Origin of the sequence: Quatrionicoccus australiensis (assembly GCF_020510525.1) — a bacterium.
Classification (GTDB): Bacteria; Pseudomonadota; Gammaproteobacteria; order Burkholderiales; family Rhodocyclaceae; genus Azonexus; species Azonexus australiensis_B.
The window spans coordinates 2,254,249-2,280,739 of record NZ_CP075188.1 but is presented as its reverse complement, the minus strand read 5'-3'; the positions used below and the strand labels follow the sequence as shown (position 1 = coordinate 2,280,739).

General features: G+C 61.2%; 27 protein-coding genes and 1 pseudogene. 20 read left to right on the top strand and 8 right to left on the bottom strand.

The features are described 5' to 3' along the window. The first annotated feature begins 91 nt into the window (after positions 1–91). From KI612_RS11000 to KI612_RS10990, 3 genes and pseudogenes are all read left to right on the top strand, one after another. Positions 92–445: a nucleotide pyrophosphohydrolase gene (locus tag KI612_RS11000; RefSeq protein WP_226440131.1), complete on the top strand. Its 354-nt coding sequence runs from the start codon at positions 92–94 to the stop codon at positions 443–445. A 216-nt stretch (positions 446–661) separates the two neighbouring features. Continuing rightward, entirely contained in the window at positions 662–943 is a 282-nt protein-coding gene (locus KI612_RS10995) for a helix-turn-helix domain-containing protein (RefSeq protein ID WP_226440130.1), read from the top strand. Next, positions 940–1,884: pseudogene (locus KI612_RS10990) on the top strand (HipA domain-containing protein); the annotation flags it as partial. The gene KI612_RS10995 and the pseudogene KI612_RS10990, both read left to right, overlap by 4 nt. A gap of 379 nt (positions 1,885–2,263) precedes the next feature. Here KI612_RS10990 and KI612_RS10985 read toward each other — a convergent pair. After that, positions 2,264–3,109 carry a 23S rRNA (adenine(2030)-N(6))-methyltransferase RlmJ gene (locus KI612_RS10985; protein ID WP_226440128.1) on the bottom strand — a complete coding sequence of 282 codons (846 nt, stop codon included), beginning with the start codon at positions 3,107–3,109 and terminating at the stop codon, positions 2,264–2,266. 22 nt (positions 3,110–3,131) lie between these two features. Between KI612_RS10985 and KI612_RS10980 the strand changes: the two genes are divergently transcribed. Then, the gene (locus tag KI612_RS10980) at positions 3,132–3,473 is read left to right on the top strand and encodes a DUF3301 domain-containing protein (protein WP_226444215.1); all 342 of its coding nucleotides are present in this window, start codon (positions 3,132–3,134) and stop codon (positions 3,471–3,473) included. Then, positions 3,457–4,302, top strand: a complete 846-nt coding sequence (locus tag KI612_RS10975) for a D-hexose-6-phosphate mutarotase (protein WP_226440127.1) — start codon at positions 3,457–3,459, stop codon at positions 4,300–4,302. The genes KI612_RS10980 and KI612_RS10975 overlap by 17 nt, the downstream gene beginning before the upstream one ends. Positions 4,303–4,311: 9 nt before the next feature. Here KI612_RS10975 and KI612_RS10970 read toward each other — a convergent pair whose 3' ends face one another. Then, positions 4,312–5,160: a LysR substrate-binding domain-containing protein gene (locus tag KI612_RS10970; protein WP_226440126.1), complete on the bottom strand. Its 849-nt coding sequence runs from the start codon at positions 5,158–5,160 to the stop codon at positions 4,312–4,314. Positions 5,161–5,262: 102 nt separating this feature from the next. Here KI612_RS10970 and KI612_RS10965 point away from each other — a divergent pair, with 102 nt between their 5' ends. The 6 genes from KI612_RS10965 to cowN all read left to right on the top strand — a co-directional run bounded on the left by KI612_RS10965 (position 5,263) and on the right by cowN (position 10,682). After that, positions 5,263–6,462 carry a YbfB/YjiJ family MFS transporter gene (locus KI612_RS10965; RefSeq protein ID WP_226440125.1) on the top strand — a complete coding sequence of 400 codons (1,200 nt, stop codon included), beginning with the start codon at positions 5,263–5,265 and terminating at the stop codon, positions 6,460–6,462. Positions 6,463–6,508: 46 nt separating this feature from the next. Continuing rightward, on the top strand, positions 6,509–7,492 hold the full coding sequence (gene acuI, locus KI612_RS10960) for an acrylyl-CoA reductase (NADPH) (protein WP_226440124.1): 984 nt from the start codon (positions 6,509–6,511) through the stop codon (positions 7,490–7,492). Positions 7,493–7,595: 103 nt separating this feature from the next. Next, positions 7,596–8,279, top strand: a complete 684-nt coding sequence (locus KI612_RS10955; RefSeq protein WP_226440123.1) for a Crp/Fnr family transcriptional regulator — start codon at positions 7,596–7,598, stop codon at positions 8,277–8,279. A 279-nt stretch (positions 8,280–8,558) separates the two neighbouring features. Continuing rightward, a complete protein-coding gene (locus KI612_RS10950) occupies positions 8,559–9,101 on the top strand; it encodes a HEPN domain-containing protein (RefSeq protein ID WP_226440122.1) in 543 nt (180 codons plus the stop codon). 92 nt (positions 9,102–9,193) lie between these two features. After that, the gene (locus KI612_RS10945; RefSeq protein WP_226440121.1) at positions 9,194–10,084 is read left to right on the top strand and encodes an SIR2 family protein; all 891 of its coding nucleotides are present in this window, start codon (positions 9,194–9,196) and stop codon (positions 10,082–10,084) included. Positions 10,085–10,364: 280 nt separating this feature from the next. Then, positions 10,365–10,682, top strand: coding sequence for a N(2)-fixation sustaining protein CowN (gene cowN, locus KI612_RS10940; protein WP_226440120.1), 318 nt, complete (start codon positions 10,365–10,367; stop codon positions 10,680–10,682). A gap of 28 nt (positions 10,683–10,710) precedes the next feature. Here the strand turns inward: cowN and KI612_RS10935 are convergent, their stop codons facing one another. After that, positions 10,711–11,721, bottom strand: coding sequence for a GSU2403 family nucleotidyltransferase fold protein (locus KI612_RS10935; protein ID WP_226440119.1), 1,011 nt, complete (start codon positions 11,719–11,721; stop codon positions 10,711–10,713). 188 nt (positions 11,722–11,909) lie between these two features. Here KI612_RS10935 and KI612_RS10930 point away from each other — a divergent pair, with 188 nt between their 5' ends. Together KI612_RS10930 and moaE are read left to right on the top strand one after the other, a co-directional pair. Further along, positions 11,910–13,484: a peptide chain release factor 3 gene (locus KI612_RS10930; protein WP_226440118.1), complete on the top strand. Its 1,575-nt coding sequence runs from the start codon at positions 11,910–11,912 to the stop codon at positions 13,482–13,484. 2 nt (positions 13,485–13,486) lie between these two features. Beyond that, the gene (moaE, locus tag KI612_RS10925; RefSeq protein ID WP_226440117.1) at positions 13,487–13,939 is read left to right on the top strand and encodes a molybdopterin synthase catalytic subunit MoaE; all 453 of its coding nucleotides are present in this window, start codon (positions 13,487–13,489) and stop codon (positions 13,937–13,939) included. 60 nt (positions 13,940–13,999) lie between these two features. On the opposite strand, the gene KI612_RS10920 is transcribed toward moaE, so the two are convergent. Beyond that, positions 14,000–15,619, bottom strand: coding sequence for a methyl-accepting chemotaxis protein (locus KI612_RS10920; RefSeq protein ID WP_319002936.1), 1,620 nt, complete (start codon positions 15,617–15,619; stop codon positions 14,000–14,002). Between the two features lie 153 nt (positions 15,620–15,772). Here KI612_RS10920 and clpB point away from each other — a divergent pair, with 153 nt between their 5' ends. From clpB to KI612_RS10895, 5 genes are all read left to right on the top strand, one after another. Continuing rightward, entirely contained in the window at positions 15,773–18,355 is a 2,583-nt protein-coding gene (gene clpB, locus KI612_RS10915) for an ATP-dependent chaperone ClpB (protein ID WP_226440116.1), read from the top strand. Positions 18,356–18,428: 73 nt separating this feature from the next. Beyond that, the gene (locus tag KI612_RS10910; RefSeq protein ID WP_226440115.1) at positions 18,429–19,202 is read left to right on the top strand and encodes a DUF1684 domain-containing protein; all 774 of its coding nucleotides are present in this window, start codon (positions 18,429–18,431) and stop codon (positions 19,200–19,202) included. Between the two features lie 112 nt (positions 19,203–19,314). Next, positions 19,315–19,722: a flagellar basal body-associated FliL family protein gene (locus KI612_RS10905; RefSeq protein WP_226440114.1), complete on the top strand. Its 408-nt coding sequence runs from the start codon at positions 19,315–19,317 to the stop codon at positions 19,720–19,722. Between the two features lie 96 nt (positions 19,723–19,818). Further along, the gene (locus tag KI612_RS10900) at positions 19,819–20,052 is read left to right on the top strand and encodes a DUF3567 family protein (protein ID WP_226440113.1); all 234 of its coding nucleotides are present in this window, start codon (positions 19,819–19,821) and stop codon (positions 20,050–20,052) included. A gap of 48 nt (positions 20,053–20,100) precedes the next feature. Beyond that, complete coding sequence (locus KI612_RS10895; RefSeq protein ID WP_226440112.1) at positions 20,101–20,310, top strand: DUF3460 family protein; 210 nt, start codon at positions 20,101–20,103, stop codon at positions 20,308–20,310. A gap of 92 nt (positions 20,311–20,402) precedes the next feature. Here KI612_RS10895 and KI612_RS10890 read toward each other — a convergent pair whose 3' ends face one another. Then, positions 20,403–23,108: a bifunctional acetate--CoA ligase family protein/GNAT family N-acetyltransferase gene (locus KI612_RS10890; RefSeq protein ID WP_226440111.1), complete on the bottom strand. Its 2,706-nt coding sequence runs from the start codon at positions 23,106–23,108 to the stop codon at positions 20,403–20,405. A gap of 88 nt (positions 23,109–23,196) precedes the next feature. Then, on the bottom strand, positions 23,197–23,604 hold the full coding sequence (locus KI612_RS10885) for an OsmC family protein (protein ID WP_226440110.1): 408 nt from the start codon (positions 23,602–23,604) through the stop codon (positions 23,197–23,199). Between KI612_RS10885 and KI612_RS10880 the strand changes: the two genes are divergently transcribed. Next, positions 23,603–24,142 carry a class I SAM-dependent methyltransferase gene (locus KI612_RS10880; protein WP_226440109.1) on the top strand — a complete coding sequence of 180 codons (540 nt, stop codon included), beginning with the start codon at positions 23,603–23,605 and terminating at the stop codon, positions 24,140–24,142. The genes KI612_RS10885 and KI612_RS10880 overlap by 2 nt on opposite strands. On the opposite strand, the gene mnmH is transcribed toward KI612_RS10880, so the two are convergent. Together mnmH and KI612_RS10870 are read right to left on the bottom strand one after the other, a co-directional pair. After that, positions 24,115–25,176, bottom strand: coding sequence for a tRNA 2-selenouridine(34) synthase MnmH (gene mnmH, locus KI612_RS10875; protein ID WP_226440108.1), 1,062 nt, complete (start codon positions 25,174–25,176; stop codon positions 24,115–24,117). The two genes, KI612_RS10880 and mnmH, sit on opposite strands and share 28 nt — an antisense overlap. Positions 25,177–25,180: 4 nt before the next feature. After that, positions 25,181–25,783, bottom strand: coding sequence for an arylesterase (locus KI612_RS10870; RefSeq protein ID WP_226440107.1), 603 nt, complete (start codon positions 25,781–25,783; stop codon positions 25,181–25,183). Here KI612_RS10870 and KI612_RS10865 point away from each other — a divergent pair. Continuing rightward, on the top strand, positions 25,782–26,453 hold the full coding sequence (locus KI612_RS10865; protein WP_226440106.1) for an ABC transporter ATP-binding protein: 672 nt from the start codon (positions 25,782–25,784) through the stop codon (positions 26,451–26,453). The genes KI612_RS10870 and KI612_RS10865 overlap by 2 nt on opposite strands. Positions 26,454–26,491 lie beyond the last annotated feature (38 nt).

The following is a 26,491-nucleotide window of genomic DNA, read 5'->3' as shown; positions in this document are numbered from 1 at the left end:
GGCAGATTGTATATGCCCGGACGGTCAACGCCGTGGCGAAGGCATTTTTGCGCTAGCATCGCGCCCGGATGCCATCGGCCGGAGAATGAAAATGAGTGATTTTGAAGCGTTGACCGCTGCGCTGCGCGAATTTCGCGATGCGCGCGATTGGCGGCAGTTTCACACCCTGCGCAACCTGATCACCTCGCTCAATCTCGAAGCGGCCGAGCTGCTCGAACTGACGCAATGGAAGAGCGATGCCGAGATCGACGCCTTGCCGGCCGGCGCCAAGTCGGGCGAAGCCCTGCGCGACGAATGCGCCGACATCCTGCTCTACCTGCTGCTGATCGCCGATACCGCCGGCATCGACCTGCTTGCCGCAGCGCGCGCCAAGCTGGTCAAGAACGCGGCGAAATACCCCATAGAAAAGGCCCGCGGGTCGCGGGCCAAATATACCGAGCTGTAAGGATGCGCATTCTGGCGTTGGCAAATTTCGGCGAGAGAGCATTTTTCCGTTCGTGCCAAGCTCGCTGTATTTGTGTTGCGGAATTTTATCGGTAGTTTAGTGTCGATAATTACCTTGGTTGCCGCAGTTTATTCTTATCGACAAAATTTTGTCGATAAGAATAAATCAGGCATACTCCATCTGCAATCAACAAAAACTTGTCGATAGGTGGTGCGCATGCTTGAAATCAAATCCGCCATGGCCCTTGGTGCCGTCCTGCGCGAAACGAGAACAGCGCAACAACTTCGCGCCGAAGATCTGGCGGCAATGCTTGGTGTTTCCCCGACGACCTTGCGCCGCATGGAGCAGGGCGATCCTCCGGCAGCAGCGATCAGGACGCTGTTCCAGTTGCTCGATGAACTGGGGATTCAATTGCACGTTTCGTTGCCGCCGGGTGTCGGGAGTATTCAACTGCCGAATGAGCAATCAAGGCCGCGGCGGACGAGAGTTCGCCCATGAACGGGCGCGAGTTGGATGTGTTTGTCGAATCTCGACTGGTCGGCCGGCTTTTCGAGAGTACTGGTGTATGGAGTTTTGCCTATGCCGATGCCTGGTTGCAAGACGGGTTCCCCCTGGCGCCGGGCCTGCCTTTGCAGCCGGAACGCATTGAGGATGCCGGAAGCACGCGGCCGGTCCAGTGGTATTTCGATAATCTTCTGCCGGACGAGATGGCGCGTCAGCGTCTGGTGGCTGCGTTGGGCAAGGGCGAATGGGATGCCTGGAGCCTCCTGGCGCGCTTCGGTGCCGAGTCGGCCGGTGCCATTACCTTGCTGGCGCCGGGTGAGAAACAGGCGGAAGCTGCGCTGATCCCGTTGCCCGATGAAATCCTGCAGCAACGGATTGTTCAAATGCCACATGTTTCACTGGCCTCGACCGCACCCAAGAAAATGTCACTGGCTGGTGCCCAGGAGAAACTGCCGGTGGTCCTCGATGAGCATGGCGTTTTATACGAGCCGGTCGGTTCCCGGATATCCACCCATATCCTCAAGCCCGATGCCCTGAGCGAGCACTACCCGGCGAGCGCCGTCAATGAGTGGTATTGCGCCCGAGTTGCTCAGCAACTACGGTTCGATGTGCCCAGGGTGGAGCTTCGCTATGTGCCTTCTGCCGTTTATTTGATCGAGCGCTTTGATCGCCGATACGTCAACGGAGTGCTTGAACGGCGACATGCGCTTGATGCCACGCAATTGCTTTCACTGTCTTCTGGGTCGAAATACACGCTTGCCGGGGCTGAAGCGCTCAACCGGGTTGTCGATTTGTGCCGGGCCAAGGCGCCGACCCGGATCGCCCTGTTTCGCTGGACCTTGTTGAATGTTTTGCTTGGCAACCACGACGCCCACCTGAAAAACCTCTCGCTTTTTGCTGGCCGCGATGGCTACGCGCTGGCGCCGCATTACGATCTGGTCAGCACGGTTTCCTGGGCGCGGCCGGATCTGGTGGTCCACGGGGCGCGTTGGCCGGATGTCGAACTGACCCATGCGCTCGGCGAGGCCCGCTTTTTTGCTGATTTGCGGCGCAAGCACATTCTGGCGTTCGGTGATGCCATGAAGCTTCCCGTATCCATTGCGGAACGCGAACTCAATCGGCTATTGGCGCAAATTCTTCCTGCTGCGGATGCCATCAAGGCGGAGTTCGAAAAACGACAGGATGTGCCATCTGCGCTTCGCGCCGGGCAGTTGTACATGATCGGCTGCATTCGCAATGTTCCCATTGCCGAAATGAGTCGCCAACTCAGCTAGACACGGGCGTACCGGAAAGAGTCAGGTCCGCCCGGGTTGATCAGCTCGTCTGGCTCTCGATCTTGTACTTCGCCCCGTCGTTCTGGGCGAGCAATCGGGTGATCACCGGCAGGTTTTCGTGCAGGGTCTTTTCCAGCGTCCACGGCGGGTTGATGATGAACATGCCGCTGCCGTGCATGCCGTAGCCGTCCTTGGCCGGGGCGCTGACTTCCAGCGTGGCGTGCAGCCAGTCCTTGGCGCCCAGGCCTTTCAGCTTGTCGGGCAGTTTGCGTGATTCCGGCTTGGAGAGCATCGGATACCACAGCGCGTAAGTGCCGGTCGGGAAGCGTTTCATGGCTTCCTGCAGGCCCTTGACGACATTGCTGTAGTCGTCGCGCGTTTCGTAGGACGGGTCGATCAGGACCAGGGCGCGGCGCGGCGGGGGCGGCAGGATGGCTTTCAGCCCGGCAAAGCCGTCGCCGGCGGTGACCATGACCTGGCGGCCGGCGCTCTTGAAGCAGCCTTCAAGCAGCTTGACGTCGGTGCTGTGCAGTTCGTAGAGACGCAGGCGGTCGCCGTCGCGCAGCAGCTGGCTGGCCAGCCAGGGCGAACCCGGATACTGGCGCAGCTGGCCGTCCGGATTGAGCATGCGGACGAAATCGACATAGTCGGCGGTGGCCGGCGGCAGGCCCTTGGCATCCCAGAGGCGGCCGATGCCGTCGCGGAATTCGGCGAGCTTGGTGGCGTGCGCCGACTCCAGCGCGTAGCAGCCGGCGCCGGCATGGGTGTCGATGATCCAGAAGGGCGCCGGTTTCTCGCCCATGTACTGGGCGATCTGGAGCAGGATCAGGTGTTTGATTACGTCGGCGTGGTTGCCGGCGTGAAAGGCGTGGCGGTAACTGAGCATGGGCACAGTATACTTCGTCGCCATGCCTATTTACGAAACCATTTTCCTGTTGCTCGCCGGTGCCCTCGTCTGGTTCTGGCTGGATACGCTGAAAGCCCGTGAAATCGGCATTTTGGCCGCGCAGCAGGCGTGTACCGACGAGGGCCTGCAATTCCTCGACGAAACCGTGGTCGGGCGCTCGCTGCGCCTGGGTCGCGACGACAATGGCCAGCTTCGGCTGCGCCGCGTCTATGCCTTCGAATATAGCGATACCGGCGACAACCGCCGTTCCGGCAGCGTCACGATGCTTGGCCACGAGGTCGAGATCCTGCATGTTCGCCCCAACCTTTACGTGATTCCGAGCAGCCATGAAACCCTCCATTGAAACCATCGAATTCCACGGCATCGAAGCCTTCCAGTTGAACGGCCCGAAAGGCACCACGGCCGTGATCAGCCGGCTGGGCGGCCAGGTCCTGTCCTGGAAGACGGCCGACGGCCGTGAACGCCTGTTCCTCTCCGAGCAGGCCGTGTTCGACGGCAGCGTGGCGATTCGTGGCGGTGTACCCGTCTGTTTCCCGCAATTTGCCAGCCTTGGTGACCTGCCCAAGCACGGCCTGGTACGCACCCGCCTGTGGTCGGTCAGTTCGCAGCGTTGCGGCGACGATTACGCGCTGGTCACGCTGGAAGTGACCGACGATGAAGCCAGTCGTGCCCTCTGGCCGCATGCCTTCCATGCCGAAATCACGCTGATGGTCGAAGCCGACCGGATCGACGTCGAGCTGTGCATCACCAACACCGGCGGCGACACTTTCGAATTCACCGGCGCGCTGCATTCCTACCTGCGCGTCACCCAGGTCGAAGACATCGAACTCGAAGGCCTGCACGGTTTCGACTACCGCGATGCGGTCAAGGACACGGTGCAGCGCGACAGCGGCATCGAGCTGCGCATCGAGGGCGAGACCGACCGCGTCTATTTCAACGTCAAGCGGCCGCAGATGCTGCATGCCGCCAATCTCAGCCTGGCGCTGCAAAACCAGGGCTTCCCCGACGTCGTGGTGTGGAATCCGTGGGTCGAGCGCTGCGCCGAACTCAAGGACATGCCGGACGATGCCTGGCGTCACATGCTCTGCATCGAGGCCGCGGTGGCCGGCGAGCCGGTCAGCCTGCCGGCCGGCGAGGAATGGTACGGCCGGCAGACCCTGGTCGCGATCTAAGGCTTTCGTCTAGCGCGCTGCCGCTGCAACGGCATCAGCCAGCGTGCCGAGCGCAACCATGGGGGGCGCGGCGCGCAGGTGGATCATGCCGGTCGGCACCTGGCTGATCTCGGCGGGCAGGGTTTCGACGATCAGGTCGGCGGCGTGTTGCGACTGTTCGACGACGCGGCGCGGCATCAGCGTCCAGCCGAGGCCGACCGCGACGCAGCCGAGGATGCCTTCAAGCGTGCCGAACTCCATGGCATCGGCCACCGCATGCCCGGTGGCGCGTTGCCAGGCCAGTGCCCGGCTGCGGTAGGCACAGCCTTCGCGGAACAGGATCAGCGGTTGCAGCACCGGGTTGGCGCCCTTGGCGCTGATCTGGACCAGTTCCTCGACGACCAGTTCGGTGAACTCCAGCTCGGGATGGATGACCGGGCCGGCGATGAAGGCGCAGTCGAGCTTGTGGGTCAGCACCTTGTCGGTGAGCTGGGCGCTGGTGTTGGTGACGACGCGCAGTTCCAGGCGCGGATGCTCGGCGCGCACCGCCTTGAGGGCACTCGGCAGGTGCAGGGCGGCAAAGGTTTCCATGGCGCCGATGCGCAGTTCGCCGACATTCTCGCCGACCTGGCGCACCGCGGCGCTGGTCTGCCGTTCCAGCAACAGCATGCGGCGCGCGTAGTCGAGCAGCACGCGGCCCGACGGGGCCAGTTCGAGGCCGCGCCCCTTGCGGAAAAACAGCTCGGCACCGAGTTCTTCTTCCAGCCGGCGGATGCGGTTGGTGACATTGGACTGCACCGTGTTCAGCTTGCGCGAAGCGGCGAGAATGCCGCCTTCCTCGACGACGGTCTGGAAAGTGCGCAGGGCGACCAGTTCCATTGATCTATCTCCAATAGCGAACGTTATGTTCTAAACAATTCATTTGTTTCGATAGCTTAACTTGTTTACCTTTCGTCTACCAAAACAAGAGGAAACATCCCCATGCGCGAACAGAGACAACGCCTGCAGGTGCTCAGCGCCGGCATTTTCAGCCTGGTGCTGGTGCTCGGCGTCGCCCGCTTTGCCTATACGCCGCTGCTGCCCGTGATGCAGCAACAGGCCGGTTTGGGCGTCGCCGAAGCCGGCTGGCTGGCGGCGATCAATTACGCCGGCTACCTGAGCGGCGCGCTGATCGCCTCGCTGATCAGTGACCTGGTGCTGAAAGACAAGCTGTACCGGATCGGTCTCGTCGTTGCCATCGTGTGCACGGCGATCATGGGCATGACTACCGACGTGACGATCTGGGCTGTGTCGCGCTACTTCGCCGGCCTGGCCAGCGCCGCCGGCATGCTGCTCGGCACCGGCCTGATCCTCAACTGGCTGATCCGCCACAACCATCGCAGCGAGTTGGGCATTCACTTTGCCGGTATCGGTATCGGCATTGCCGGCTGCGCCGCGGTCGCGGCCTTGATGAATAGCTGGCTGGACTGGCGCGAGCAGTGGTTCGTGTTTACCGCCATCGGCTGCGTGCTGCTCGTGCCGGCCCTGCGCTGGCTGCCGGCGCCGGATACCAGCGGCGTCACCAAGAGCGGCCAGGTGCTGGAAGACAAGCCGCCCAGCCCGCTTTTCCTGCGCCTGTTCATGGCCTCGTATTTCTGCGCCGGCTTCGGTTTCGTGGTCAGCGCCACCTTCATCGTCGCCATCATCAACCATCTGCCGGGCCTGAGCGGGCAGGGCAACCTGGTCTTCCTGGCGATCGGCATCGGCGCCATCCCGGCCTGTTTCAACTGGGATCTGATCGCACGCCGCACCGGCGACCTCAATGCGCTGATCCTGGCGGCCGTGCTGCAGATCGTCGGCATCCTGATGCCGGTGCTGTTCGGCGGCCTGCTCGCCTCGCTGTTCGGCGCGCTGCTTTTTGGCGGTACCTTCGTCGGCATGGTTAGCCTGGTGCTGACCATGGCCGGGCGCTACTACCCGACCAAGCCGGCCAAGATGATGGGCAAGATGACGCTCTCCTACGGCGTGGCCCAGATTATCGGGCCGGCGATCACCGGCTGGCTGGCGACCCAACTGGGCAGCTACAACGCCGGGCTCTACGTCGCAGCCGGCGTCATGCTGGTCGGCACGGCGCTGTTGCTGCTGCTCAAGCTTGTCGAAAAGCGCGATCTCGCGTCTACTGCCCGTTTGCAGGCGGTCTGAACGGTCGACCGCGCCAGATTGCCATTTTTCCGTCAGGAGACAGAACATGTTCAAGGGAATTTTGATCACCAAGGATGAGTCCGGCTACCGGGCCGCGTTTCAGGACATCGACGCCGCCGTGCTGCCGGAAGGCGATGTCACGGTCCAGGTCGAATGGTCCACGCTCAACTACAAGGACGGCCTGGCGATTACCGGCAAATCGCCGGTGGTGCGGCGTTTTCCGATGGTGCCGGGGATCGATTTCGCGGGCACCGTGACTGAGAGTTCGAACCCTGCCTGGAAGGCCGGCGACGCCGTCATCCTCAACGGCTGGGGCGTCGGCGAGACGCATTGCGGCGGCCTGGCCGGCGTCGCGCGGGTCAAGGGTGAATGGCTGGTCGCCCGGCCGGCGGCCTTCACGGCGCGCCAGACAATGGCGATCGGCACCGCCGGCTACACGGCGATGCTCTGCGTGCTGGCGCTGGAAAAACACGGCATCAAGCCGGAAGACGGCGAAATCCTTGTCACCGGCGCCAACGGTGGTGTCGGCAGCGTCGCCATCGCGCTGCTCGCCAAGTTGGGCTACAAAGTGGTCGCGTCTACCGGTCGACCGGCTGAAAGCGACTATTTGCGCGCGCTCGGCGCCGCCGACATCATCGACCGCGCCGAACTGGCCGCCCCCGGCAAGCCGCTCGCCCGCGAGCGCTGGGCCGGCGTCGTCGATGCGGTCGGCAGCCATACGCTGGCCAATGCCTGCGCCAGCACCAAATACCGCGGTGCCGTCGCTGCCTGCGGCCTGGCCGGCGGCATGGATTTCCCGGCTTCGGTCGCCCCCTTCATCCTGCGCGGCGTAACGCTCTACGGCATCGACAGCGTCATGGCGCCGCTTGCCGTGCGTCAGGAAGCCTGGCAACGCCTGGCGCGCGATCTCGATCCGGCCAAGCTGGAAGCGATCACGCACGAGATTGCGCTGTCCGGTGCGATTGCCGTGGCCGGCGAATTGCTCGAAGGCAAGGTACGCGGCCGCGTGGTCGTTGATGTCGCACGCTGAAATGGTTTTGTCGCAAAACTGCCATTTCTGAGCGGTCGACCGCTGCCAGGCCGCTGATTTCACGGGTGTTGCGGCCTGGTCTTTCTTTTGCTTCGGGCATCTTATGGATGCCATTCAACAACACCCAACGGAAAAAGCCAGCCGCGCTGCCGAGCGCTGGCTGCAGGAACTCGGCCGCTCCGGCTTGCCTGGCGGTTTCGAACAGCGCGAACTGGGCAAGGGCGGCCTGCTGTCTACGCCTTCGGCTGCCAGCAACCAGGTCTTCATCGTGCACAGCGGCCGCCTGCGCGTCTATCTGGCCGGCGAAAACCGCGAGCTGACGCTGACCTTCCTCGAAGCCGGCGACATCTACACGACGCACACCCCGACCTATGTCGAAGCCGTCGCGCCGAGCACGCTATGGCTGATCGACACCGCCTCATTCGCCCGCAAGCTGGCCAGTGACCCGTCGGTCACGCCGGTCATGATGCGCGTCCTCGGCGGCATGCTGAACAATGCCGTCAAGCTCATCGAGGATTTGGCCTTCCGTGAAGTCCCGGCCCGCCTGGCCCGCTTCCTCCTCGGCCTCGCCAACCGCCGCGGCCTGGTCTGCGACGAAGGCCTGCTTGTCCCGCTCGACCTCGGCCTGGAAGACATCGCCAGCCTGCTCGGCACGACCCGGCAAAGCGTCTCGTTGCTGATCAATCAATGGGAGCGCGAAGGCCTGCTGCAACGGCAGGGACGGCGGACGCTGCTGGTTCGTTCGCTGCGAGCGCTGGCGGAGCGTTGTCCGGATCCGGTGGGGTGAGAATTCAATATCCCACGCCATAGTCTGGGACGTAGGAAAAGCCCTGCTGCACGGGGCTTTCGGCAAGTGGGGAAGTGCGGTGGGGGATTTTGATCGGCTTTGGAATTCATTTGCCAGCCAGGATGTTGCAGGTGGTTGGGGCCGGTGGCGGCTAGGAGCGGCCCCAGGACTAGTCAGTCCAAAGCGGTCGTTGGCTTAGAGTTTTTGCATGACACTGGATAGCGCCAAGCCTGCATTTACGACAATAATGCAGTCTATTTCTAGATTGAAAACACTACTATGTCCCGCGCATACCAGAGTTTTGAGTACGGCATCAAAGACGCAGAAGAATTACTCGCCTACTTCGATGCAATCAATGCAAATCCGCCACCCCAAAATGCCGAGGTGCTAAAACGGGCAGGCCTTGTTATGGCCTTAACTGCTTGGGAAACCTACGTCGAGGATCGGCTACTTGAAGAAATGAACAAGAAACTTGGTGTGGTTGCTGGCAGTTACGTCGGTGATTTTGTCCTGAAAAAATTGCACTCTGATCTCAAGCAATTTCACAACCCAAGCTCGGATAAGACGAAACGTATATTTCAAGAGTACCTAGGCCTTGATGTCACCGAAGGGTGGTCATGGGCCAACTATGAACCAGAAAAAGCCAGAAGCACTTTGAATAGTTGGATTGGCAAACGCGGAGATGCTGTGCACCGATCTAAGCCTATAAACAACGGCTCTCCCGTCGCGCATTTAATCAAACGCGACGAACTGGAAAAGGTAATTCGCTTCGTCAAAGATCTCGTAAAGGCCACCGACGCCTATGTCGACAACAATCTCTAACCCGGCGACCTTGCTCCTTTGGGTTGCCGGATGCTGCACAATAATGCTGATCAACGCTGGTTCACTAAGGCATTTTGGGACAGTTCCGTACTATGCCGCTTAAACAACTACTTGGTAGCCAAAAGTTCAAGCTTGCCCTGCTAATAGGAAACGGTATCAATCGATACGGAATACGGGCCCCGATGAACTCGTGGAGCGATCTCCTGATTGCATTGGCGCAAAAGCATATCGATCCATCTAGCAGCGCTATTCCCCCTGGCGTTTCATTAACGGAGTTCTACGACTCGCTGGAACTCGCACAGTCCTCAACTAGCACAAGTGGATCCCTTCAGCAGGAGTTCTGCGCTCCGATGCAAAACTGGATTCCAGACACTCATCACGAAGCGATTACTAAGTGGGCCATTGAAGCGCAATGCCCCATTCTCACTACAAACTTTGACGAAGTGTTATCACGTGCGGCAGATGCGCAGTTGTATTCGCTACCTGGCATGCCGTTCACCGATTTTTATCCGTGGAATAAATATTTTGGCTTAAAACAACTTCATCACCCAGATGAGGGATTTGGCATTTGGCATATAAACGGAACCATACGATATAGGAGAAGTATTCGCCTTGGCCTTACGCATTATATGGGGAGCGTTGAGCGTGCTCGAACTTGGTTACACAGGGGTGATGAGAGCAGCCTATTTCGCGGGAAGAATATAGGTGGATGGGCCGGTCACAGAACTTGGCTTCATACTATTTTTAACAAGCCGCTGCTAATACTTGGCCTGAGTCTCGAAGAAAATGAAGTCTTCTTGCGTTGGCTACTGATTGAGCGGGCCAAGTATTTCAAAAAGTTTCCTGATCGTCGGCAAGAGTCCTGGTTTGCTCATGTTGGTGACGAATCTCCAGGAAAGCAGTATTTCTTCAAAAGTGTTGGCATAAAACTCCTACAAGTCCATTCGTATGATGAATTGTATGGAAATGGAGTGTGGGCGTGATGGCTAACCCTTTGCATCAAGGCGCGCCCAAAAGTTTACAGATCTCGGTTCCTTCAGGTCTCGGCCTAACCCCGCGCTAATTAGTGCTGTTCTGAGGCACCGCTTTCCAATGTCAGCTACGCCCGCAATAGGTGCAGAGGTGCTGCTGGAAAGCCAGAATTAGCAATCTGTTTTTAAGACTTCTCCCCACACCGGCATTTCCAGGAACGTCGGCCAGCCGACGGAATCGTTTTTGGTCGCCCGTTACAGTGGCTCCATCACCAATTGAAGGAGCCTCGCCATGGAAACCAGCAAATCAGCAACGCCCGATTGTGGCTGCGGCAAGAAGGTTGACCGCTACGTCACCTTCAACGACATCGACTGCGCCGGCAACGCCCGTCGTCTGATGGAGTGCATCGAACGCAACGTGCCGAATGCGGCACGTACGGCGCCGTTCTGGCCTTACTTCATGGCCAAGCGCCAGCCGAAGAGCGGTACGGCGCCGGATGACCTGTTCCTGATCCATTGCCACATCAACGTGATTCGCGAACTGTTCGACGAATGCGGCGATACGGCGGCGCAGACGCTGCTGACCCAGGTTGAGGAAGAGTGTTGCTGATTGCTTGGGGGCGTGCCTCTTCCCGCTGCTAGCCAGCGCATTCGCGAAATACATCCTGCAATTCTGGGTGGCCTTCTGCCGCGGCGACCAGTTTGTCGGACAGTGGCCGGATGGCTTTTGCCATCACGGCCGGGACGGCTTGCCAGGCATCGGTTAGCAAATGCGCCTCGCTGTCGGCAAGCAGCCCGCCGAGAACGAGGGCTTGCCGCCTGTCCTTTTCTGCCTTTTCCTGGAAGCCGCGCCGTTGCGTGCTGGCATACAGCTTGTGCCAGACGAAGCGGGCAGCCTGGGGCAGCTTGACCGGAATGCAGTGTCCTCCAGCCAGAATGGCTGCCGGCTCGGGATCTTCGAGCAGATAGTCGTAGAACGGAACGGCCTGCGCGCACCATTCGAGCTCGGGCACGGCGACGATGGCGCCAAGGACATCGCCGGGCGTCAGCACGTCGACGCGCAACCCTTGTATGCCCGGCAACTTGACTGATGTCGATGGCGCATTCGACGGCATGCCCGGAACAGGAACAAACGGCAAGCCGGTTGCCTTGATCGTTTCGAGAAAAGGGAGCGGGGCGGCGAATTTGAGTGGCTTGCCGCGGGCGATATCCATGTCCTGCGTCCGCGCGGCGACGGTCATGCCGCCCAGTTCGTTCAGCCAGGACATGAATGCCAAGGTGCCGACCAGTACCAGGCCGGCCTCGAAGGCATGCCGGTTGTGCAATTCGACCATGACGCGCGCCACGGATTTGTCGGCGACCTGGAAGCCCAGCTTGCGGAGGTTGGAGACTTGCTTGGCGACCCACTCGTGATAGGCAATTTGCTGGCGAATGCTATCGAGCTTGTCGGTATCCGTTTCGTTGCAGATGAACTTCTCTTCGCTCTTTCCGGGGATGGGGTAAAAGACGCGATACCAATAGGCGTGACCGGTTCCCGCTCTTAGCGTGAGCGAGCCGGGCGTGCCGGGAAGCAACTCGCCGGCAGACAGGGTGCGTTCCTTTAGCTCGGCGTATTGGGTACGAAAAGCAAGTTCGTGTGTCCGGTACAAAGCCGTTACCCCATGAAATAAAAATCAATGGGGTAATCCTAGCATTACCCCATAAAAATTCAATCCATGGGGTAACAAGCTGCTCACCCAGCTCGAGGAAGCGTGTTGCTGATTCAGGCGGCGTCCGGCGGGGTGCAAAGGTATAATCGCGGCCTCTGATTTTTCGGGCGAATTTCGCCCTGGCCGCCGTGACCCCACTCGAAACTGAAATTGCCCGCCGTCGCACCTTCGCGATCATTTCCCACCCTGACGCCGGTAAGACGACGCTGACTGAAAAGCTGTTGTGGTTCGGCGGCGCCATCCAGGTCGCCGGCGAAGTGCGCGCCCGCAAGGCGTCGCGCCATGCGACGTCCGACTGGATGGAGCTGGAAAAGCAGCGCGGCATCTCGGTGACCTCGTCGGTGATGCAGTTCCCGTACCGCGAGTGCATGGTCAACCTGCTCGATACGCCGGGCCACGAGGACTTCTCGGAAGACACCTACCGCACGCTGACTGCCGTCGACTCGGCGGTCATGGTGATCGACTCGGTGAACGGTGTCGAAGCGCAGACCATCAAGCTGCTCAACGTTTGCCGCATGCGCGACACGCCCATCCTGACCTTCATCAACAAGCTCGACCGCGAAGGCAAGGAGCCGATCGATCTGCTCGACGAAATCGAGTCGGTGCTCGGCATCCAGTGCGCGCCGATGACCTGGCCGATCGGCATGGGCAAGCGTTTCCGCGGCGTTTATCACCTCTACGACGACGCCATCGCGTTCTTCGATCCGCAGGCCGAGAAGGGCACAGCCGAGATCATTCAGGGCCTCGACAACCCGCGCCTCGACGAGCTGATCGGCACGCAGGCCGACGAGTTGCGCGTTGATATCGAACTGGTGCGTGGCGCTTCGCATGCTTTCGATGCCGAGGCCTACCTGAGCGGCAAGCAGTCGCCGGTCTTCTTCGGTTCGGCGGTCAACAACTTCGGTGTGCAGAGTCTGCTCGATGCCGTGGTCGACCTGTCGCCGGCACCGATCGCCCGCCCGGCCGTGACGCGCCGCGTCGAGCCGGACGAAGGCAAGTTTTCCGGCTTCGTGTTCAAGATCCAGGCCAACATGGACCCCAAGCACCGCGACCGCATCGCCTTCCTGCGCGTCTGCTCCGGGCGTTTTGACCGCGGCATGAAGGTCAAGCAGGTGGCGACCGGCAAGACCCTGTCGATCAACAACGCCATCACCTTCATGGCGCGTGACCGTTCGACCACCGACGAAGCCTGGCCGGGCGACATCATCGGCATCCCGAATCACGGTTCGATCCGTCTCGGCGAAACCTTCACCGAGGGCGAAGACCTGCGCTTCACGGGCATTCCGTCTTTTGCGCCGGAACATTTCCGTCTCGCCCGCATCGCCAATCCGCTGAAGATCAAGCAGCTGCAGAAGGGCTTGCAGCAACTGGCGGAAGAGGGCGCAACGCAACTGTTCCGGCCGCTCGCCGGCACCGACATGATTCTCGGCGCGGTCGGCATCCTGCAGTTCGATGTCGTCGCCAGCCGCCTCGAGAACGAATACGGCGTCAAGGTCATTTTCGAGAGCTACAACTGTTCGACGGCGCGCTGGATCCACGGCGACGCGGCCGAGCTGCGCCAGCTGTCGGACCGCTACAGCGCCAACGTCGCGCTCGACGGGGCCGACGATCCGGTCTACCTGGCGCCGAACAACGTGTATCTGAACATGGTCAAGGAAAAGTATCCGAACCTGCGCTTCCTCGAAGCGCGCGAGGTGATCTGAACATGACGGTGCGCGTCCAGACGGCGGATTTTGACCTTGGCGCGGAGTTGACCGCGCAGCGCGCCGGCGATGCCCGGATCGGCGCGCAGGTCAGCTTCCTCGGTCTGGTCCGCGACATCAACGGCGGGGCCGGGGTCAGCGAGATGACTCTGGAGCACTATCCCGGCATGACCGAGAAGTCGCTCGAGGAAATTGTCGACGCAGCCAAAGCGCGCTGGGATATCTACGATGCGCTGGTCATCCATCGCATCGGGCCGCTGCTGCCCTGCGACCAGATCGTGCTGGTTGCCGTGACCAGTGCGCATCGCGGCGAGGCCTTTGCCGCTTGCGAGTTCATCATGGATTACCTGAAGACGCGGGCACCGTTCTGGAAGCGGGAAGTCACGCCGGACGGCGCGCACTGGGTCGATGCCCGGGACAGCGACGACACGGCGGCGGCGCGCTGGGATAAATAAGCACACCGGGAAAACAAAAAAGGGAGCCGCGGCTCCCTTTTTTGTTGGCCTGCGCCTGGCTCAGGTCTTGAACTGGGCAACCGTGTGGTGCAGGGAGTCGGACAGCGAGTGCAGGCGGCGCGCAGCATCGGCCGTCTGGCGAACCGCAATGGCGCTTTCTTCCGACATCTGGGCGATGGTCTCCAGCTTGCGTGCGATGTCGTTACCGGCTACCCCTTGTTCGCGAATCGCGCCGGAAATGTCGTTGACCACGGAAGTCACGCGCAGGGCGCCATCGCGGATGCGATTGATCGACTGACCGGCCTGGTTGGCCAATTCGACGCCGTTGCTGACCTGAACCACACCGGCCTGCATGCTGTCGACGGCGCTCTTCGTGCCGTTCTGGATCTTGGCAACCATGCCGCCGATCTCGGTGGTCGACAGGCTGGTGCGTTCGGCCAGCTTGCGCACTTCGTCGGCGACCACGGCGAAGCCGCGGCCCTGTTCGCCGGCGCGTGCCGCTTCAATGGCGGCATTGAGGGCGAGCAGGTTGGTCTGGTCGGCGATTTCCTTGATCGTATTGACGATGGAGGTGATCTGGTTCGACTGGTGGCCGAGTTCCTCGACGATGTTCGACGAGGACTGGACGGCTTCGGAAATCAGGCGCATCTCGGTTGCGGCATTGTGGATGACCGTGGCGCCTTCTTCCGAGATGCTGCGCGACTCTTCCGAGATACCATGCGCTTCGGCAGCGTTTTCGGTGACCTGGTCGATACTGACCGCCATTTCCTCGACCGAAGCAGCCATCGACGACGCGGCATCGCTCTGCTGGCGGGCGCGGTCGGCGACTTCTTCCGAGGCGTTCAGTAACTGGTTGGCGGCGCTCGACACCTCGACGGCATTGCCGATGATGGTCGAGATCATGTTGCGCAGGGTGTCCTGCATGGTCCGGATATTGGCGAGCAGGCTGTCCTGGTCGTTCGCCGCAACCTCGACCGGCGTGGTCAGGTCGCCCGAGGCGATACGCTTGGCCACGGCCGAAGCAATGCTCGGGTCGCCGCCCAGGGTCTTGATGATATTGCGCGAAACGAAGAGCAGGGAGATCGCGATGAAGCCGCCGATGGCGATGCCCCAGAGCAGCAGCTTGACGGCGTCGGCGCGGAACTTGGCATCGACGTCATCGACATAAATGCCGGAACCGATGACCCAGCCCCAGGGCTCGAAGCCCTTGACGTAGGAAATCTTCGGAACGCCTTCTTCCGAGCCCGGCTTCGGCCACAGGTAATCGACAAAGCCGGCACCGTTCTTCTTGACCATGGTGTTGAATTCGACGAACAGCAGCTTGCCGTTCTTGTCCTTCAACTGGTTCAGTACCTTGCCGTCGAGTTCCGGCTTGATCGGGTGCATGACCATCAGGTCGTTGAGGTCATTGATCCAGAAGTACTCGACCTTGTCGTAGCGCATGGCGCGCAGTGTGCCGATGGCCGCCTTCTTGGCGTCGTCGACCGACATGCGGCCTTCGCGTGCTTCCTTCTCGTAATTGGCGACGGTGGCGTGGGCAACCTCGACCAGGTTGCGCACCTTGTCCTGACGATCGCCAAGCATCTGGCTCTTGCCATTGATCAGCAATACCGCAAATAGCACGATCAAGGCGCCGATCGTCGCAATGGTCATCGCGGTCAGCTTGCCGCGCAGTGTCATTCCTTGTCCCGTCATCATTCCACCCTGTTTTTGTGTGTTCTGTAACTGATGGGAAATTTAACATATTCGCCACAATGTGGGTGGGGTGATTGAAATCCGGAACTTTGACCTTATCTGTCCGGTATCAACAGGCAAACCTTGTGAAGGACGAACATGCGACTCGACAAATTCACCACCAAATTCCAGCAGGCCCTGGCCGATGCCCAAAGTCTGGCAATCGGCGGCGACCAGCAGTTCATCGAACCCCAGCATCTGCTGCTGGCCCTGCTTGACCAGGACGATGGCGGCACCACCTCGTTGCTGGCCCGTGCCGGCATCAACGTGCCGGCCTTGCGCGCCGATCTGGAGCGGGCCCTGAAAAACCTGCCGCAGGTTTCCGGCCACGGCGGCGATGTTTCCGTCGGCCGCGACCTGAGCAACCTGCTCAACCTGACCGACAAGGAAGCCCAGAAGCGCGGCGACCAGTTCATCGCCAGTGAAATGTTCCTGCTTGCGCTGTGCGACGACAAGAACGAAACCGGCCGCATCGCCAAGCAACACGGCTTCTCGCGCAAATCCATCGAAGCCGCGATCATGGCCGTGCGCGGCGGGCAGGGCGTTGATTCGCAGGAGGCCGAAGGGCAGCGCGAATCGCTGAAGAAATACTGCATCGACCTGACCGAACGTGCCGCCCAGGGCAAGCTTGACCCGGTGATCGGCCGCGACGACGAAATCCGTCGCGCCATCCAGATCCTGCAGCGCCGCACCAAGAACAACCCGGTGCTGATCGGCGAGCCGGGGGTCGGCAAGACGGCGATCGTTGAAGGCCTGGCGCAGCGCATCGTCAATGACGAAGTGCCGGAAACCCTCAAGGGCAAGAAGGTGCTGGTCCTCGACATGGCCGGGCTGCTCGCCGGCGCAAAATATCGCGGCGAGTTCGAGGAGCGCCTCAAGGCCGTGCTCAAGGAAGTCTCGCAGGAAGCCGGTCGGATCATCCTGTTCATCGACGAACTGCACACCATGGTCGGTGCCGGCAAGGCGGAGGGCGCCATGGACGCCGGCAATATGCTCAAGCCGGCGCTGGCGCGCGGTGAACTGCACTGTATCGGCGCGACGACGCTCAACGAGTACCGCAAGTACATCGAGAAGGATGCCGCACTTGAGCGTCGCTTCCAGAAGGTGCTGGTCGACGAGCCTTCGGTCGAATCGACCATCGCCATCCTGCGCGGCTTGCAGGAAAAGTACGAACTGCACCATGGTGTCGATATCACCGACCCGGCCATCGTCGCCGCGGCCGAGTTGTCGCATCGCTACATCACCGACCGTTTCCTGCCCGACAAGGCGATCGACCTGATCGACGAGGCTGCGGCCAAGATCAAGATGGAAATCGACTCCAAGCCGGAATCGATGGACAAGCTCGACCGCCGCATCATCCAGCTCAAGATCGAGCGCGAGGCAGTCAAGAAGGAAAAGGACGAGGCTTCGAAGAAGCGTTTCGGCCTGATCGAGGAAGAAATCGCCCGCCTGACCAAGGAATATTCCGATCTGGAAGAAATCTGGAAGGCCGAGAAATCAGCCGTGCTTGGTTCCGCCCAGATCAAGGAGGAAATCGACCATCTCAAGGCCGATATCGCCCGCCTGCAGCGCGAAGGCCGGCTGGGTGAAGTGGCCGAACTGCAATACGGCAAGCTGCCGCAACTCGAAGCCCGGTTGAAGGCGGCGGAAAAGGCCGGCGAGGGCGAGCAGAAAAAGAACAAGCTGCTGCGCACCCAGGTTGGCGCCGAGGAAATTGCCGAAGTGGTCAGCCGCGCCACCGGCATTCCGGTCAGCAAGATGATGCAGGGCGAACGCGAGAAGCTGCTGCATATGGAAGACAAGCTGCACCAGCGCGTCGTCGGGCAGGATGAAGCCGTGCGCCTGGTCGGTGATGCCATCCGCCGTTCGCGCGCCGGGCTGTCTGATCCGAACCGGCCCTACGGTTCCTTCCTCTTCCTCGGCCCGACCGGCGTTGGCAAGACGGAGCTGTGCAAGGCGTTGGCCGAGTTCATGTTCGATGCCGAGGATCACCTGATCCGCATCGATATGAGCGAGTTCATGGAAAAGCACTCGGTTGCCCGCCTGATCGGCGCGCCGCCGGGCTATGTCGGCTACGAGGAGGGCGGTTACCTGACCGAAGCGGTGCGCCGCAAGCCGTACTCGGTGATCCTGCTCGACGAGGTCGAGAAGGCGCATCCGGACGTCTTCAACGTGCTGCTGCAGGTGCTCGACGATGGCCGCATGACGGATGGCCAGGGACGTACGGTCGACTTCAAGAACACGGTCATTGTCATGACCTCGAACTTGGGTAGCCAGATGATCCAGCAGATGTCGGGCGACGATTACGGCGTGATCAAGGTGGCGGTCATGGCGGAAGTGAAAAACTACTTCCGGCCGGAGTTCATCAACCGCATCGACGAAGTGGTCGTCTTCCACGCGCTCGACGAAAAGCACATCGCCGGCATTGCGAAGATCCAGCTCGGTTACCTGGAAAAACGCCTGGCTCAGCTCGACATGGCGATTGTTGTCGAAGACAGCGCGCTGGCCGAACTGGCGCAGGCCGGTTTCGACCCGGTGTTCGGGGCGCGGCCGCTCAAGCGGGCGATCCAGCAGCAGATCGAGAATCCGCTGGCGCGGGCGATCCTGGAAGGCAAGTTCGCCGCCAAGGACACGATCCGGGTCAGTTGCGAAAATGGCATCATGCGTTTCGCCAAGGTCTGAGTGCTCTGTTTTGATTGATCAAGGGAGGCGAGCAGCCTCCCTTTTTTTGCCATTTGCAAGGAAGCCAAAAAATATGCGGGAAGATCTGATGCGCTGGCAGGCACAGCGCCATGCCGAATTGAGCGGGCCCGACAGCTGGCTGGGCATGCAGGGCCTGTTCTGGCTGGAGCCTGGTGTTAACCAGGTGGGCAGCGGCGAGCACTGTGGCGTTCGCCTGCCTTCCGGACCGGACCATCTTGGCGACTTGATCCGGGATGGTGAGCGGGTTTATTGGCAGCCGCTCGGCGACTCGGCGCGTGAGTTGCAGACGGACCGGTTTGGTTCGCCTGCAACGGTCGACCATGAAAATCTGGCATTTTTCATCGTCGACCGTGAAGGACGCCTGGCGGCCCGTGTGCGTGATCGCAATTGGGCGGCCCGGCAGCCGTTTGCCGGCTTGTCATACTTTCCTGCGGCGGCGGAGTGGGCGATCGAGGCGGAATGGCAGGTGCTAACAACGCCGCTGGCCATGGAGGTCCCCAATGTCACAGGCGAGTTGAAGACGGTTCTGGTCAGTCACAAGGCCGTGTTCAGTGTGGCGGGACAGCGCATCGAACTGTTGCCGATGTCGGTTGGCGAGCACGAGGTGTTTTTCGTATTTCGCGACCGGACGAGTGGCAAGGAGACTTACGGTGCCGGGCGTTTCCTGAAGGTGTCGCCAGCGGTCGACGGCAAAATCAGGCTCGATTTCAACCATGCCTACAATCCGCCCTGTGCGTTCACGCCATTTGCCACTTGTCCGTTGCCGCCCCCGGAAAACTGGTTGCCCTTTGCCGTGCCGGCCGGAGAAATGAAACCCCGGGCTTAGCAAACAACCGTCGGCAACGGTGTCTGGGGTATCATCCGGGCATAGGCTCTTTCGCTTCATCAGGGCTATCTGCCAATTAATGCGTGATGCCCGTTTAACCGAACCTTTGCTCATGAACCCCAATTTCTCGCTGCTTCGCCATTTTCTTGCCTTCTGCATGTTCGTCCTGGTCGGTGCTCAGCCGGCATTGGCCAGTGATCATGGTGGTGCAGCCGGCCCTGAACCGCTCAAGTTTGTTGTCAATCTCGGCGATCCGGCCAAGGGGGGCAAATATCTGCAGGTGCAGATGGTTTTTGAAGCGGCTTCACCGGAAGCCGATCATCATCTGGCTGCACACCGGCCGCGCGTGCAGCACGCCATGATCCTGCTGCTTTCAAGTCAGGATGCTGCCAATCTGCTGACGCTGAAGGGCAAGAAGGATCTGATGGAAGAAATCATCGATACGGTGAATCATTTGCTGCACGAAACCGAGAAAACCGGTGTCAAGGAAGTCTTCTTTACCAGCTTCATCATCCAGTAAGGCCGGCTGCTGCGGTATTAAATGTTGCTGCAGCCCTTGAGAAAGCCGGCAGGCACCCGTAAATAGGGTTGTAGGAGTTCTCATTGGAGGTGTGCGATGGACGTCATCTACAGCAGCGATCATTACTGGGTGCTGGCTTATCCGGCACAACAGGGTTTTGAGCTTTTCGACAAGGAAAGCCTGTCCACGCTGTTCCTGCAGGGGCCTCTGGCTTGGCATTTCCGCAATGCCATGGAAGGTATTCCGGAAGCCGAGCGTGACGAGGAGACCATCGATGCCTTCCTTGACGATTACTGTGCCGGCAGCGCCCGCCCCATCGTTTTCCACTGACGTGCTAGAATCGCGCCATTGTCTTGATTAGCCTGGGAATGCAGCCAAATGGGTGACGTAAATACGAGCTACGTGTCTGATCACACGAAATGGATGAACGAACAACTGGAAAAGAACCCGGCCTGGGTTGAGGATCAAAAGGCCGGTCGCGCCCTGTGGTGGGACAAGAAACAGGATGTCGACACCAGTACGCGCAACGCCGACTCCAAGGTTGCCCAGAAACCGTATCCGTACGATGTGAATTTCTTCGGCGAATAATCTGTCGCTGCTTCCCGCTCAATCCCTGCTGGTTGTCGGGAGCGAAAAAAAGCCGGTCAATTGACCGGCTTTTTGTTGTCTGGCTTTCCTGATCAGCCAACCAGCGGCTTGACGACGCGCTTGACGGCGGTGTCGTCCGGGTGCGGGTGGATGGTGAAGCCGAGACTGGTCATCAGGCGGAACATCTTGCTGTTGGTCGACAGCACGTCGCCGACCACGGCACGGTAGCCCTTGGCACGGGCGCAGTCGATCAGCGCCATCATCAGCTTGCGGCCGACGCCGCACTTCTGCCAGTCATCGCCGACGGCCAGTGCGAACTCGACCGACTCGCCATCCGGGTTGACCACGTAACGCGCCACGCCAATCTGGTATTCCTTGCCTTCCGCGACCTCATCCTCTGGCGGCAGGGTGGCAACCAGGGCCATTTCGCGGTCATAGTCGATCTGCGTGAAGCGGACCAGCATGGTCTGCGTCAGTTCGCGCAGGGTATCCATGAAACGGTAGTAGCGCGATTCGTCAGACATGCGCTTGACGAATTCCTGCTCCAGCTCGGCATCTTCCGGACGGATCGGACGGATGGTGACGACCTTGCCGTCGTTCATCTGCCATTCCTGGACCAGATGGACCGGGTAGGGGTAGATCGACATGTGGGCGTAACGGTCGCCGCTGGCACCGGCGGCGTGGTCGATGACGATGCGGGCATCGGCAGCGATGGCGCCGTTTTCATCGACGATCAGCGGGTTGAGATCGAGTTCCATGATCCACGGCAGTTCGCAGACCATTTCCGAGATGCAGAGCAGGACTTCCTTGAGCGCGTCACGGTCGACCGGCGGCATGTTGTGGAATTGGCCGAGGATCTTCGAGGCGCGTGTCGAGTCGATCAGGTCAGCCGCCAGGAACTTGTTGAGCGGCGGCAGGGCGACCGAGCGGTCGCTGAAGATTTCGACGTCGAAGCCACCGGCACCGAAGGTGATGACCGGCCCGAAGATCGGGTCGCGGAAAACGCCGATCATCAGTTCGCGACCATTCGGACGCGACAGGAAGGGCTCGATCGAAACGCCGTTGATCTTGGCATTCGGATGGCGCTTGCTGACCGTGTCGATGATGTCGTGATAGGCGTTACGTACGGCCGGCGCATTGACGATGTTGAGGCGCACGCCGCCGGCATCGGACTTGTGCGGCAGGTCCGGCGAATCGACCTTCATGGCGATCGGGAAACCTATCTGTTCAGCCAGCAGCAGGGCCTCGGTTGCGGTACGGGCGACCATGGTCTGGGCAACCGGTACCTTGAAGGCGCGCAGGATGGCCTTGGATTCCATTTCGGAAAGCACCTTGCGGCGCTCGGCGAGCAGGGCCTCGATCAGCATCTTGGCGCCTTCGGCTTCGGGGCGGCCATGCTGGCGGGTCGGTTCCGGAGTCTGCAGCAGCAGCTTCTGGTTGCGGTAGTACTTGGAGATATGGTGGAACAGTTCGATTGCCGTTTCCGGCATGCGGAAGGCCGGGATGCCGTTGTCTTCGAGCAGCTTGCGCGCTTCGGCAACCTGTTCCTCGCCCATCCAGCAGCAGATGATGGTGCGGTTGAGCTTGTCGGAGATCTCGATGATCGCCTTGGCAACTCCCATCGGGTCGGTCATCGCCTGCGGCGAGAGCATGATCAGGGTGCTATCGACATTCGGGTCCTGCGTCACGGCAAGCACGGCATCGCGGTAACGTTCCGGCGTGGCATCACCGGCGATGTCGATCGGGTTGCTGTGCGACCAGGTGGTGGGCAGCGCCTTGTTGAGCACGGCCATGGTTTCGGTCGACAGTTCGGCGAGCGGGATGCCCATGTCGCCGGCACGGTCGGCTGCCATGGCGCCCGGACCGCCGCCGTTGGTGATGATGGCCAAACGGTTGCCGAGCGGACGGAACTTTGAAGCGAGTGCCTTGGCGGCATAGAACAGCTGACCGACGTTCTGGACGCGGACCACACCGGCACGGCGCACGGCGGCATCGAACACGGTATCGGAGACGGCAGCCATGCCCGAGTGGGTCGCGGTGGCCATCGCGCCGGCTTCGTGGCGACCGGCCTTGAGCAGGATGATCGGCTTGATGCGCGCGGCCGAGCGCAGGGCGCTCATGAAGCGGCGGGCGTTACGGATGCCTTCGACGTACATCAGGATGTAGTGCGTGCGGCTGTCGTAGATCAGGTAATCGAGGATTTCACCGAAATCGACGTCGGCTGTCATGCCCAGCGAAATGACCGAGGAGAAGCCGACCTGGTTGGCCTTGGCCCAGTCGAGCACAGCCGAACACATGGCGCCGGATTGCGAGACCAGGGCGAGATTGCCCGGGTTGGCGGTGATCTTGGTGAAGGTGGCATTCAGGCCGAGTTCCGGGCGGATGATGCCGAGGCAGTTCGGGCCGAGAATGCGAACATTGTAGGAGCGGGCGATTTCCAGCACCTTGCGCTCGAGCGCGGCGCCGATATGGCCGGCTTCGGAAAAGCCGGAGGCGATGACGATGACGTTGCGCACGCCCGAGCGGCCACATTGCTCGATCAGTTGCGGCACGGTTTGCGGCCGGGTGGCGATGACCGCCATTTCGACGCGGGCGCCGATTTCCTCGATCGACTTGTAGGCCGGCTGGCCCTGAATGGTTTCGTGCTTCGGATTGATGGCGTACAGCTTGCCCTTGTAACCCGAGTTCAGGATGTTCTTGAAAATGACATTACCGACCGAGTTTTCCCGTTCGGAGGCGCCGATCACGGCAACCGATTTCGGTTCGAAAAGCGAAGTTAGATAGTGCTGTTCCAACATGGCGAACCCCTCATTAGTTTGTTATTGTGCAGCGCACGATTTTGGCACAAACGGAGGGCGATTGCCATGTGGGCAAAGCACTTACGGATTATTCAATCAGCGCGCATTCGAGGAGCAGCGACTGTGAAAGCGCGCGGTGAACCGGGCATTTCCCGGCAATTTCCAGCAGGCGCTGGCGTTGGGAGTCGCTGAGTTCGCCTTCCAGCGCGATCTCGCGCTTGATCCGGTCGCGCAGTTTGCCATCGACTTCGATTTTTTCGTGGCTGAGTGTCACCTTGATGCCGGTCAGCGGCAGTTCCTTGCGTTCGGCGTACATGCGCAGCGTCATCGAAGTGCAGGCGCCGAGACCGGCCATCAGAAAGTCGAACGGAGCCGGGCCGGCATCGCCGCCGCTAACGCTGACCGGTTCGTCGGCGAGCAGGCGGTGCTGGCCGACGCGGACTTCCTGCTGGTATCTTCCCTGACCATTTTCTGCAACGATGACGACATCCGACATGACTGGCTCCTTGAACGAAATGCCGCAAATCATACCTGCATCGCCCTGGGTCGAACGCCATTGCCCGCTGATCGCCGCCGGCGGCCGTGTGCTTGATCTGGCCTGCGGCAGCGGTCGCCACGTCCGCCTGCTTGCCGGGCGCGGCCATCCGGTGCTGGCGGTGGATCGCAATGGCGAAGCGCTGGCTGCTCTGGCCGGCCTGGGTAATGTCGAAACCCGCCAGCTTGATCTTGAAGGCGACCTCTGGCCGCTGGCCGGCGAGCGTTTTGCCGGCATCGTTGTCACCAATTACCTGTGGCGGCCGCATCTGCCGGCGGTGCTCGCCATGCTGGCGCCGGGCGGCGTGCTGATCTACGAAACCTTCATGCAGGGCAATGCGGCTTACGGCAAGCCGTCCAGCCCGCAGTTCCTGCTGCAGCCGGGGGAGTTGTCGGAACAGGTCAGGGGCGCCGGCCTGCGGCCGGTCGCCTTCACCGAAGGCTACGTCGAGCAGCCGCGGCCGGCCATGGTTCAGGCGGTTTGTGCCGTGCGCGACTGAATGATGCGTTCGGCCAGGCGGGCGACGCCAGCGGTCGACAGGTCGCTGGCGGCAAATTTCAGGGATGTTTCGATGCCGGCAAAACTGCGCGCCTGCGAGCGGCGGTAAAGCGGATCGTAGTGTTCGGCCAGCAGTTCGCGGACCAGGGGCTGCCAGTCGGCGTTGCGTGCCAGTTGCTGCCAGCGGTTGAGCAGTTCGCGGCTGAGCAATGTGCGCAGGGTTTCCAGGCGGCCGATCAGGAAATCCGGATCGGTCAGGAAATAGTCGTAATCGCGCAGCAGGAATTCGACGCGCGCCTCGAGGTCGGCTTCGACCTGCAGGCATTCGCCGCTGCGCATGGCGGCAAGCAGCGCATCCGGCAGATGCAGCTGGCCGATCTTGCGGCTTTCCGCTTCGACATAGACCGGGCGGCTTGGGTCGAGCGCGGTCAAGGCCTGCAGCAGCGCGGTTTCGAAGCCCTTTTGCGCCGGTTGCGGCTGCTCGGGCAGGACACCAAGCACCGAGCCTTTGTGGCTGGCCAGTGTTTCGAGGTCGATGACCTGCTCGCCGGCGGCTGCGATCGCCTGCAGGATGCGCGTCTTGGCATTGCCGGTGGCGCCGCACAGGACACGGAAATCGAAGTTTTGCGGCAGTTCACCGAGGCGGGCCAGAACATGCGTGCGCCAGGTCTTGTAGCCGCCGTCGAGTTGCCCGGCATGCCAGCCGATGGCGCGGAAAATGGTGGTCATCGAACCGCTGCGGTCGCCGCCGCGCCAGCAATAGATCAGCGGCTTCCAGTGCTTGGGCCGGTCGAGGAAGCGTTCGCGCAGGTGGCGCGCGATGTTTTCGGAAACCAGCGCCGCGCCGATCTTCTTGGCCTCGAAGGGCGACACCTGTTTGTAGATGGTACCGACCTGGGCGCGTTGTGCGTCGTCGAGTACCGGGCAGCTGATTGCGCCCGGGATATGGTCTTCGGCAAACTCGGCGGGCGAGCGGACATCGATGATCTCGTCGTAGGCAGCGAGATCGGCAAGCGTGGGGCGGGGCTGTTTCATCCGCCTATTTTAGCAAGGGGAGCAGGGCCGGCCAGACGTGATCGAGGATTAAAGGCTGCGCGCTGGCGGTCGGATGCAGGTTGTCGGCCTGAAACAGGGACGGCTGGCTGGCCACCGTTTCGAGCAGGAAGGGCAGCAGTGCTGATTTTCTGCCGCTGGCCACGGTCGCGAAACTGCTGCGGAATTCCTCGGCGTACGGCCCGTAATTGGGCGGCAGGCGCATGCCGGCGAGCAGGACACGGGCGCCGGTGGCCTGGGCGGCGGCCGTCATGGCGCTGAGGTTGTCGCGCATCTGGACCAGTTGCAGACCGCGCAGACCGTCGTTGGCGCCGAGCGCGATGACGACGACGGCCGGCTGGTACTGGCGCAGGGCGGCAGCGAACCGGGCGCGCCCGCCGGCCGTGGTTTCGCCGGAGATCGACAGGTTGGCGACGCTATAATCAAGGCGTTTTTCCGCCAGACGTTTGTCGAGCAGCGCCGGCCAGGCCTGTTCCGGGCGAATGCCGTAACCGGCCGAGAGCGAGTCGCCCATGACCAGCACGGTTTTGGCGGCCTGGGCCGGGAGCGTGGAAAAGAGCAGGACCAACAGGAAGAGAGCGAGCCGCATGGCAGGACAACCAGTCGTTGAAGTGGTGGGTTTGGGCAAGACCGTCGAGAGTGGCGGCGCGCCGCTGATCATTCTGCAGGATATTTCCTTTTCGGTCATGCCGGGCGAAACGGTGGCGATCGTGGGTGCCTCGGGCTCCGGCAAGTCTACGTTGCTTGGCCTGCTCGCCGGCCTGGACATCCCGAGCGCCGGCGAAATCCGCCTCGACGGCCTGGCCCTGGCCAGCCTTGATGAAGATGCACGCGCCGTGCAGCGCGGCAAATTGCTCGGCTTCGTCTTCCAGTCCTTCCAGTTGCTGCCTTCGCTGACCGCGCTGGAAAACGTCATGCTGCCGCTGGAATTGGCCGGTTCCAAGGCGTCGACCACCACGGCGCAAGGCTGGCTGGAGCGGGTCGGCCTGAGCCATCGCCTCAGGCATTATCCGAAACACCTGTCCGGCGGCGAGCAGCAACGCGTTGCCCTGGCCCGCGCCTTTGCCCCGGCGCCGCGCCTGATCCTGGCCGACGAGCCGACCGGCAACCTTGATGCCGCCACCGGGCAGCAGATCATCGACCTGATGTTCGAACTGAATGCGAAGGAAGGCACGACGCTGATCCTGGTCACGCACGACGAGGCAATTGCGGCGCGTTGCGGCCGGACGCTGCATATCCGCGGCGGTCGACTGGCTTGAACAGGCAAATTTCCAAACGCAGTTTTTGGGCGAGGTTT

Coding starts and splice junctions, on each gene's coding strand:
- KI612_RS10905 (WP_226440114.1), top strand. CDS start 19,315: ATGAACCCCAATTTCTCGCTGCTTCGCCATTTTCTTGCCTTCTGCATG.
- KI612_RS10945 (WP_226440121.1), top strand. CDS start 9,194: ATGCCGCTTAAACAACTACTTGGTAGCCAAAAGTTCAAGCTTGCCCTG.
- clpB (WP_226440116.1), top strand. CDS start 15,773: ATGCGACTCGACAAATTCACCACCAAATTCCAGCAGGCCCTGGCCGAT.
- KI612_RS10870 (WP_226440107.1), bottom strand. CDS start 25,783: ATGCGGCTCGCTCTCTTCCTGTTGGTCCTGCTCTTTTCCACGCTCCCG.
- KI612_RS10885 (WP_226440110.1), bottom strand. CDS start 23,604: ATGTCGGATGTCGTCATCGTTGCAGAAAATGGTCAGGGAAGATACCAG.
- KI612_RS10970 (WP_226440126.1), bottom strand. CDS start 5,160: ATGGAACTGGTCGCCCTGCGCACTTTCCAGACCGTCGTCGAGGAAGGC.
- KI612_RS10865 (WP_226440106.1), top strand. CDS start 25,782: ATGGCAGGACAACCAGTCGTTGAAGTGGTGGGTTTGGGCAAGACCGTC.
- KI612_RS10955 (WP_226440123.1), top strand. CDS start 7,596: ATGGATGCCATTCAACAACACCCAACGGAAAAAGCCAGCCGCGCTGCC.
- KI612_RS10880 (WP_226440109.1), top strand. CDS start 23,603: ATGACTGGCTCCTTGAACGAAATGCCGCAAATCATACCTGCATCGCCC.
- KI612_RS10965 (WP_226440125.1), top strand. CDS start 5,263: ATGCGCGAACAGAGACAACGCCTGCAGGTGCTCAGCGCCGGCATTTTC.
- KI612_RS10900 (WP_226440113.1), top strand. CDS start 19,819: ATGGACGTCATCTACAGCAGCGATCATTACTGGGTGCTGGCTTATCCG.
- acuI (WP_226440124.1), top strand. CDS start 6,509: ATGTTCAAGGGAATTTTGATCACCAAGGATGAGTCCGGCTACCGGGCC.
- KI612_RS10985 (WP_226440128.1), bottom strand. CDS start 3,109: ATGCTCAGTTACCGCCACGCCTTTCACGCCGGCAACCACGCCGACGTA.
- cowN (WP_226440120.1), top strand. CDS start 10,365: ATGGAAACCAGCAAATCAGCAACGCCCGATTGTGGCTGCGGCAAGAAG.
- moaE (WP_226440117.1), top strand. CDS start 13,487: ATGACGGTGCGCGTCCAGACGGCGGATTTTGACCTTGGCGCGGAGTTG.
- mnmH (WP_226440108.1), bottom strand. CDS start 25,176: ATGAAACAGCCCCGCCCCACGCTTGCCGATCTCGCTGCCTACGACGAG.
- KI612_RS10920 (WP_319002936.1), bottom strand. CDS start 15,619: ATGACACTGCGCGGCAAGCTGACCGCGATGACCATTGCGACGATCGGC.
- KI612_RS10995 (WP_226440130.1), top strand. CDS start 662: ATGCTTGAAATCAAATCCGCCATGGCCCTTGGTGCCGTCCTGCGCGAA.
- KI612_RS10895 (WP_226440112.1), top strand. CDS start 20,101: ATGGGTGACGTAAATACGAGCTACGTGTCTGATCACACGAAATGGATG.
- KI612_RS10975 (WP_226440127.1), top strand. CDS start 3,457: ATGAAACCCTCCATTGAAACCATCGAATTCCACGGCATCGAAGCCTTC.
- KI612_RS10910 (WP_226440115.1), top strand. CDS start 18,429: ATGCGGGAAGATCTGATGCGCTGGCAGGCACAGCGCCATGCCGAATTG.
- KI612_RS10980 (WP_226444215.1), top strand. CDS start 3,132: ATGCCTATTTACGAAACCATTTTCCTGTTGCTCGCCGGTGCCCTCGTC.
- KI612_RS11000 (WP_226440131.1), top strand. CDS start 92: ATGAGTGATTTTGAAGCGTTGACCGCTGCGCTGCGCGAATTTCGCGAT.
- KI612_RS10890 (WP_226440111.1), bottom strand. CDS start 23,108: ATGTTGGAACAGCACTATCTAACTTCGCTTTTCGAACCGAAATCGGTT.
- KI612_RS10950 (WP_226440122.1), top strand. CDS start 8,559: ATGTCCCGCGCATACCAGAGTTTTGAGTACGGCATCAAAGACGCAGAA.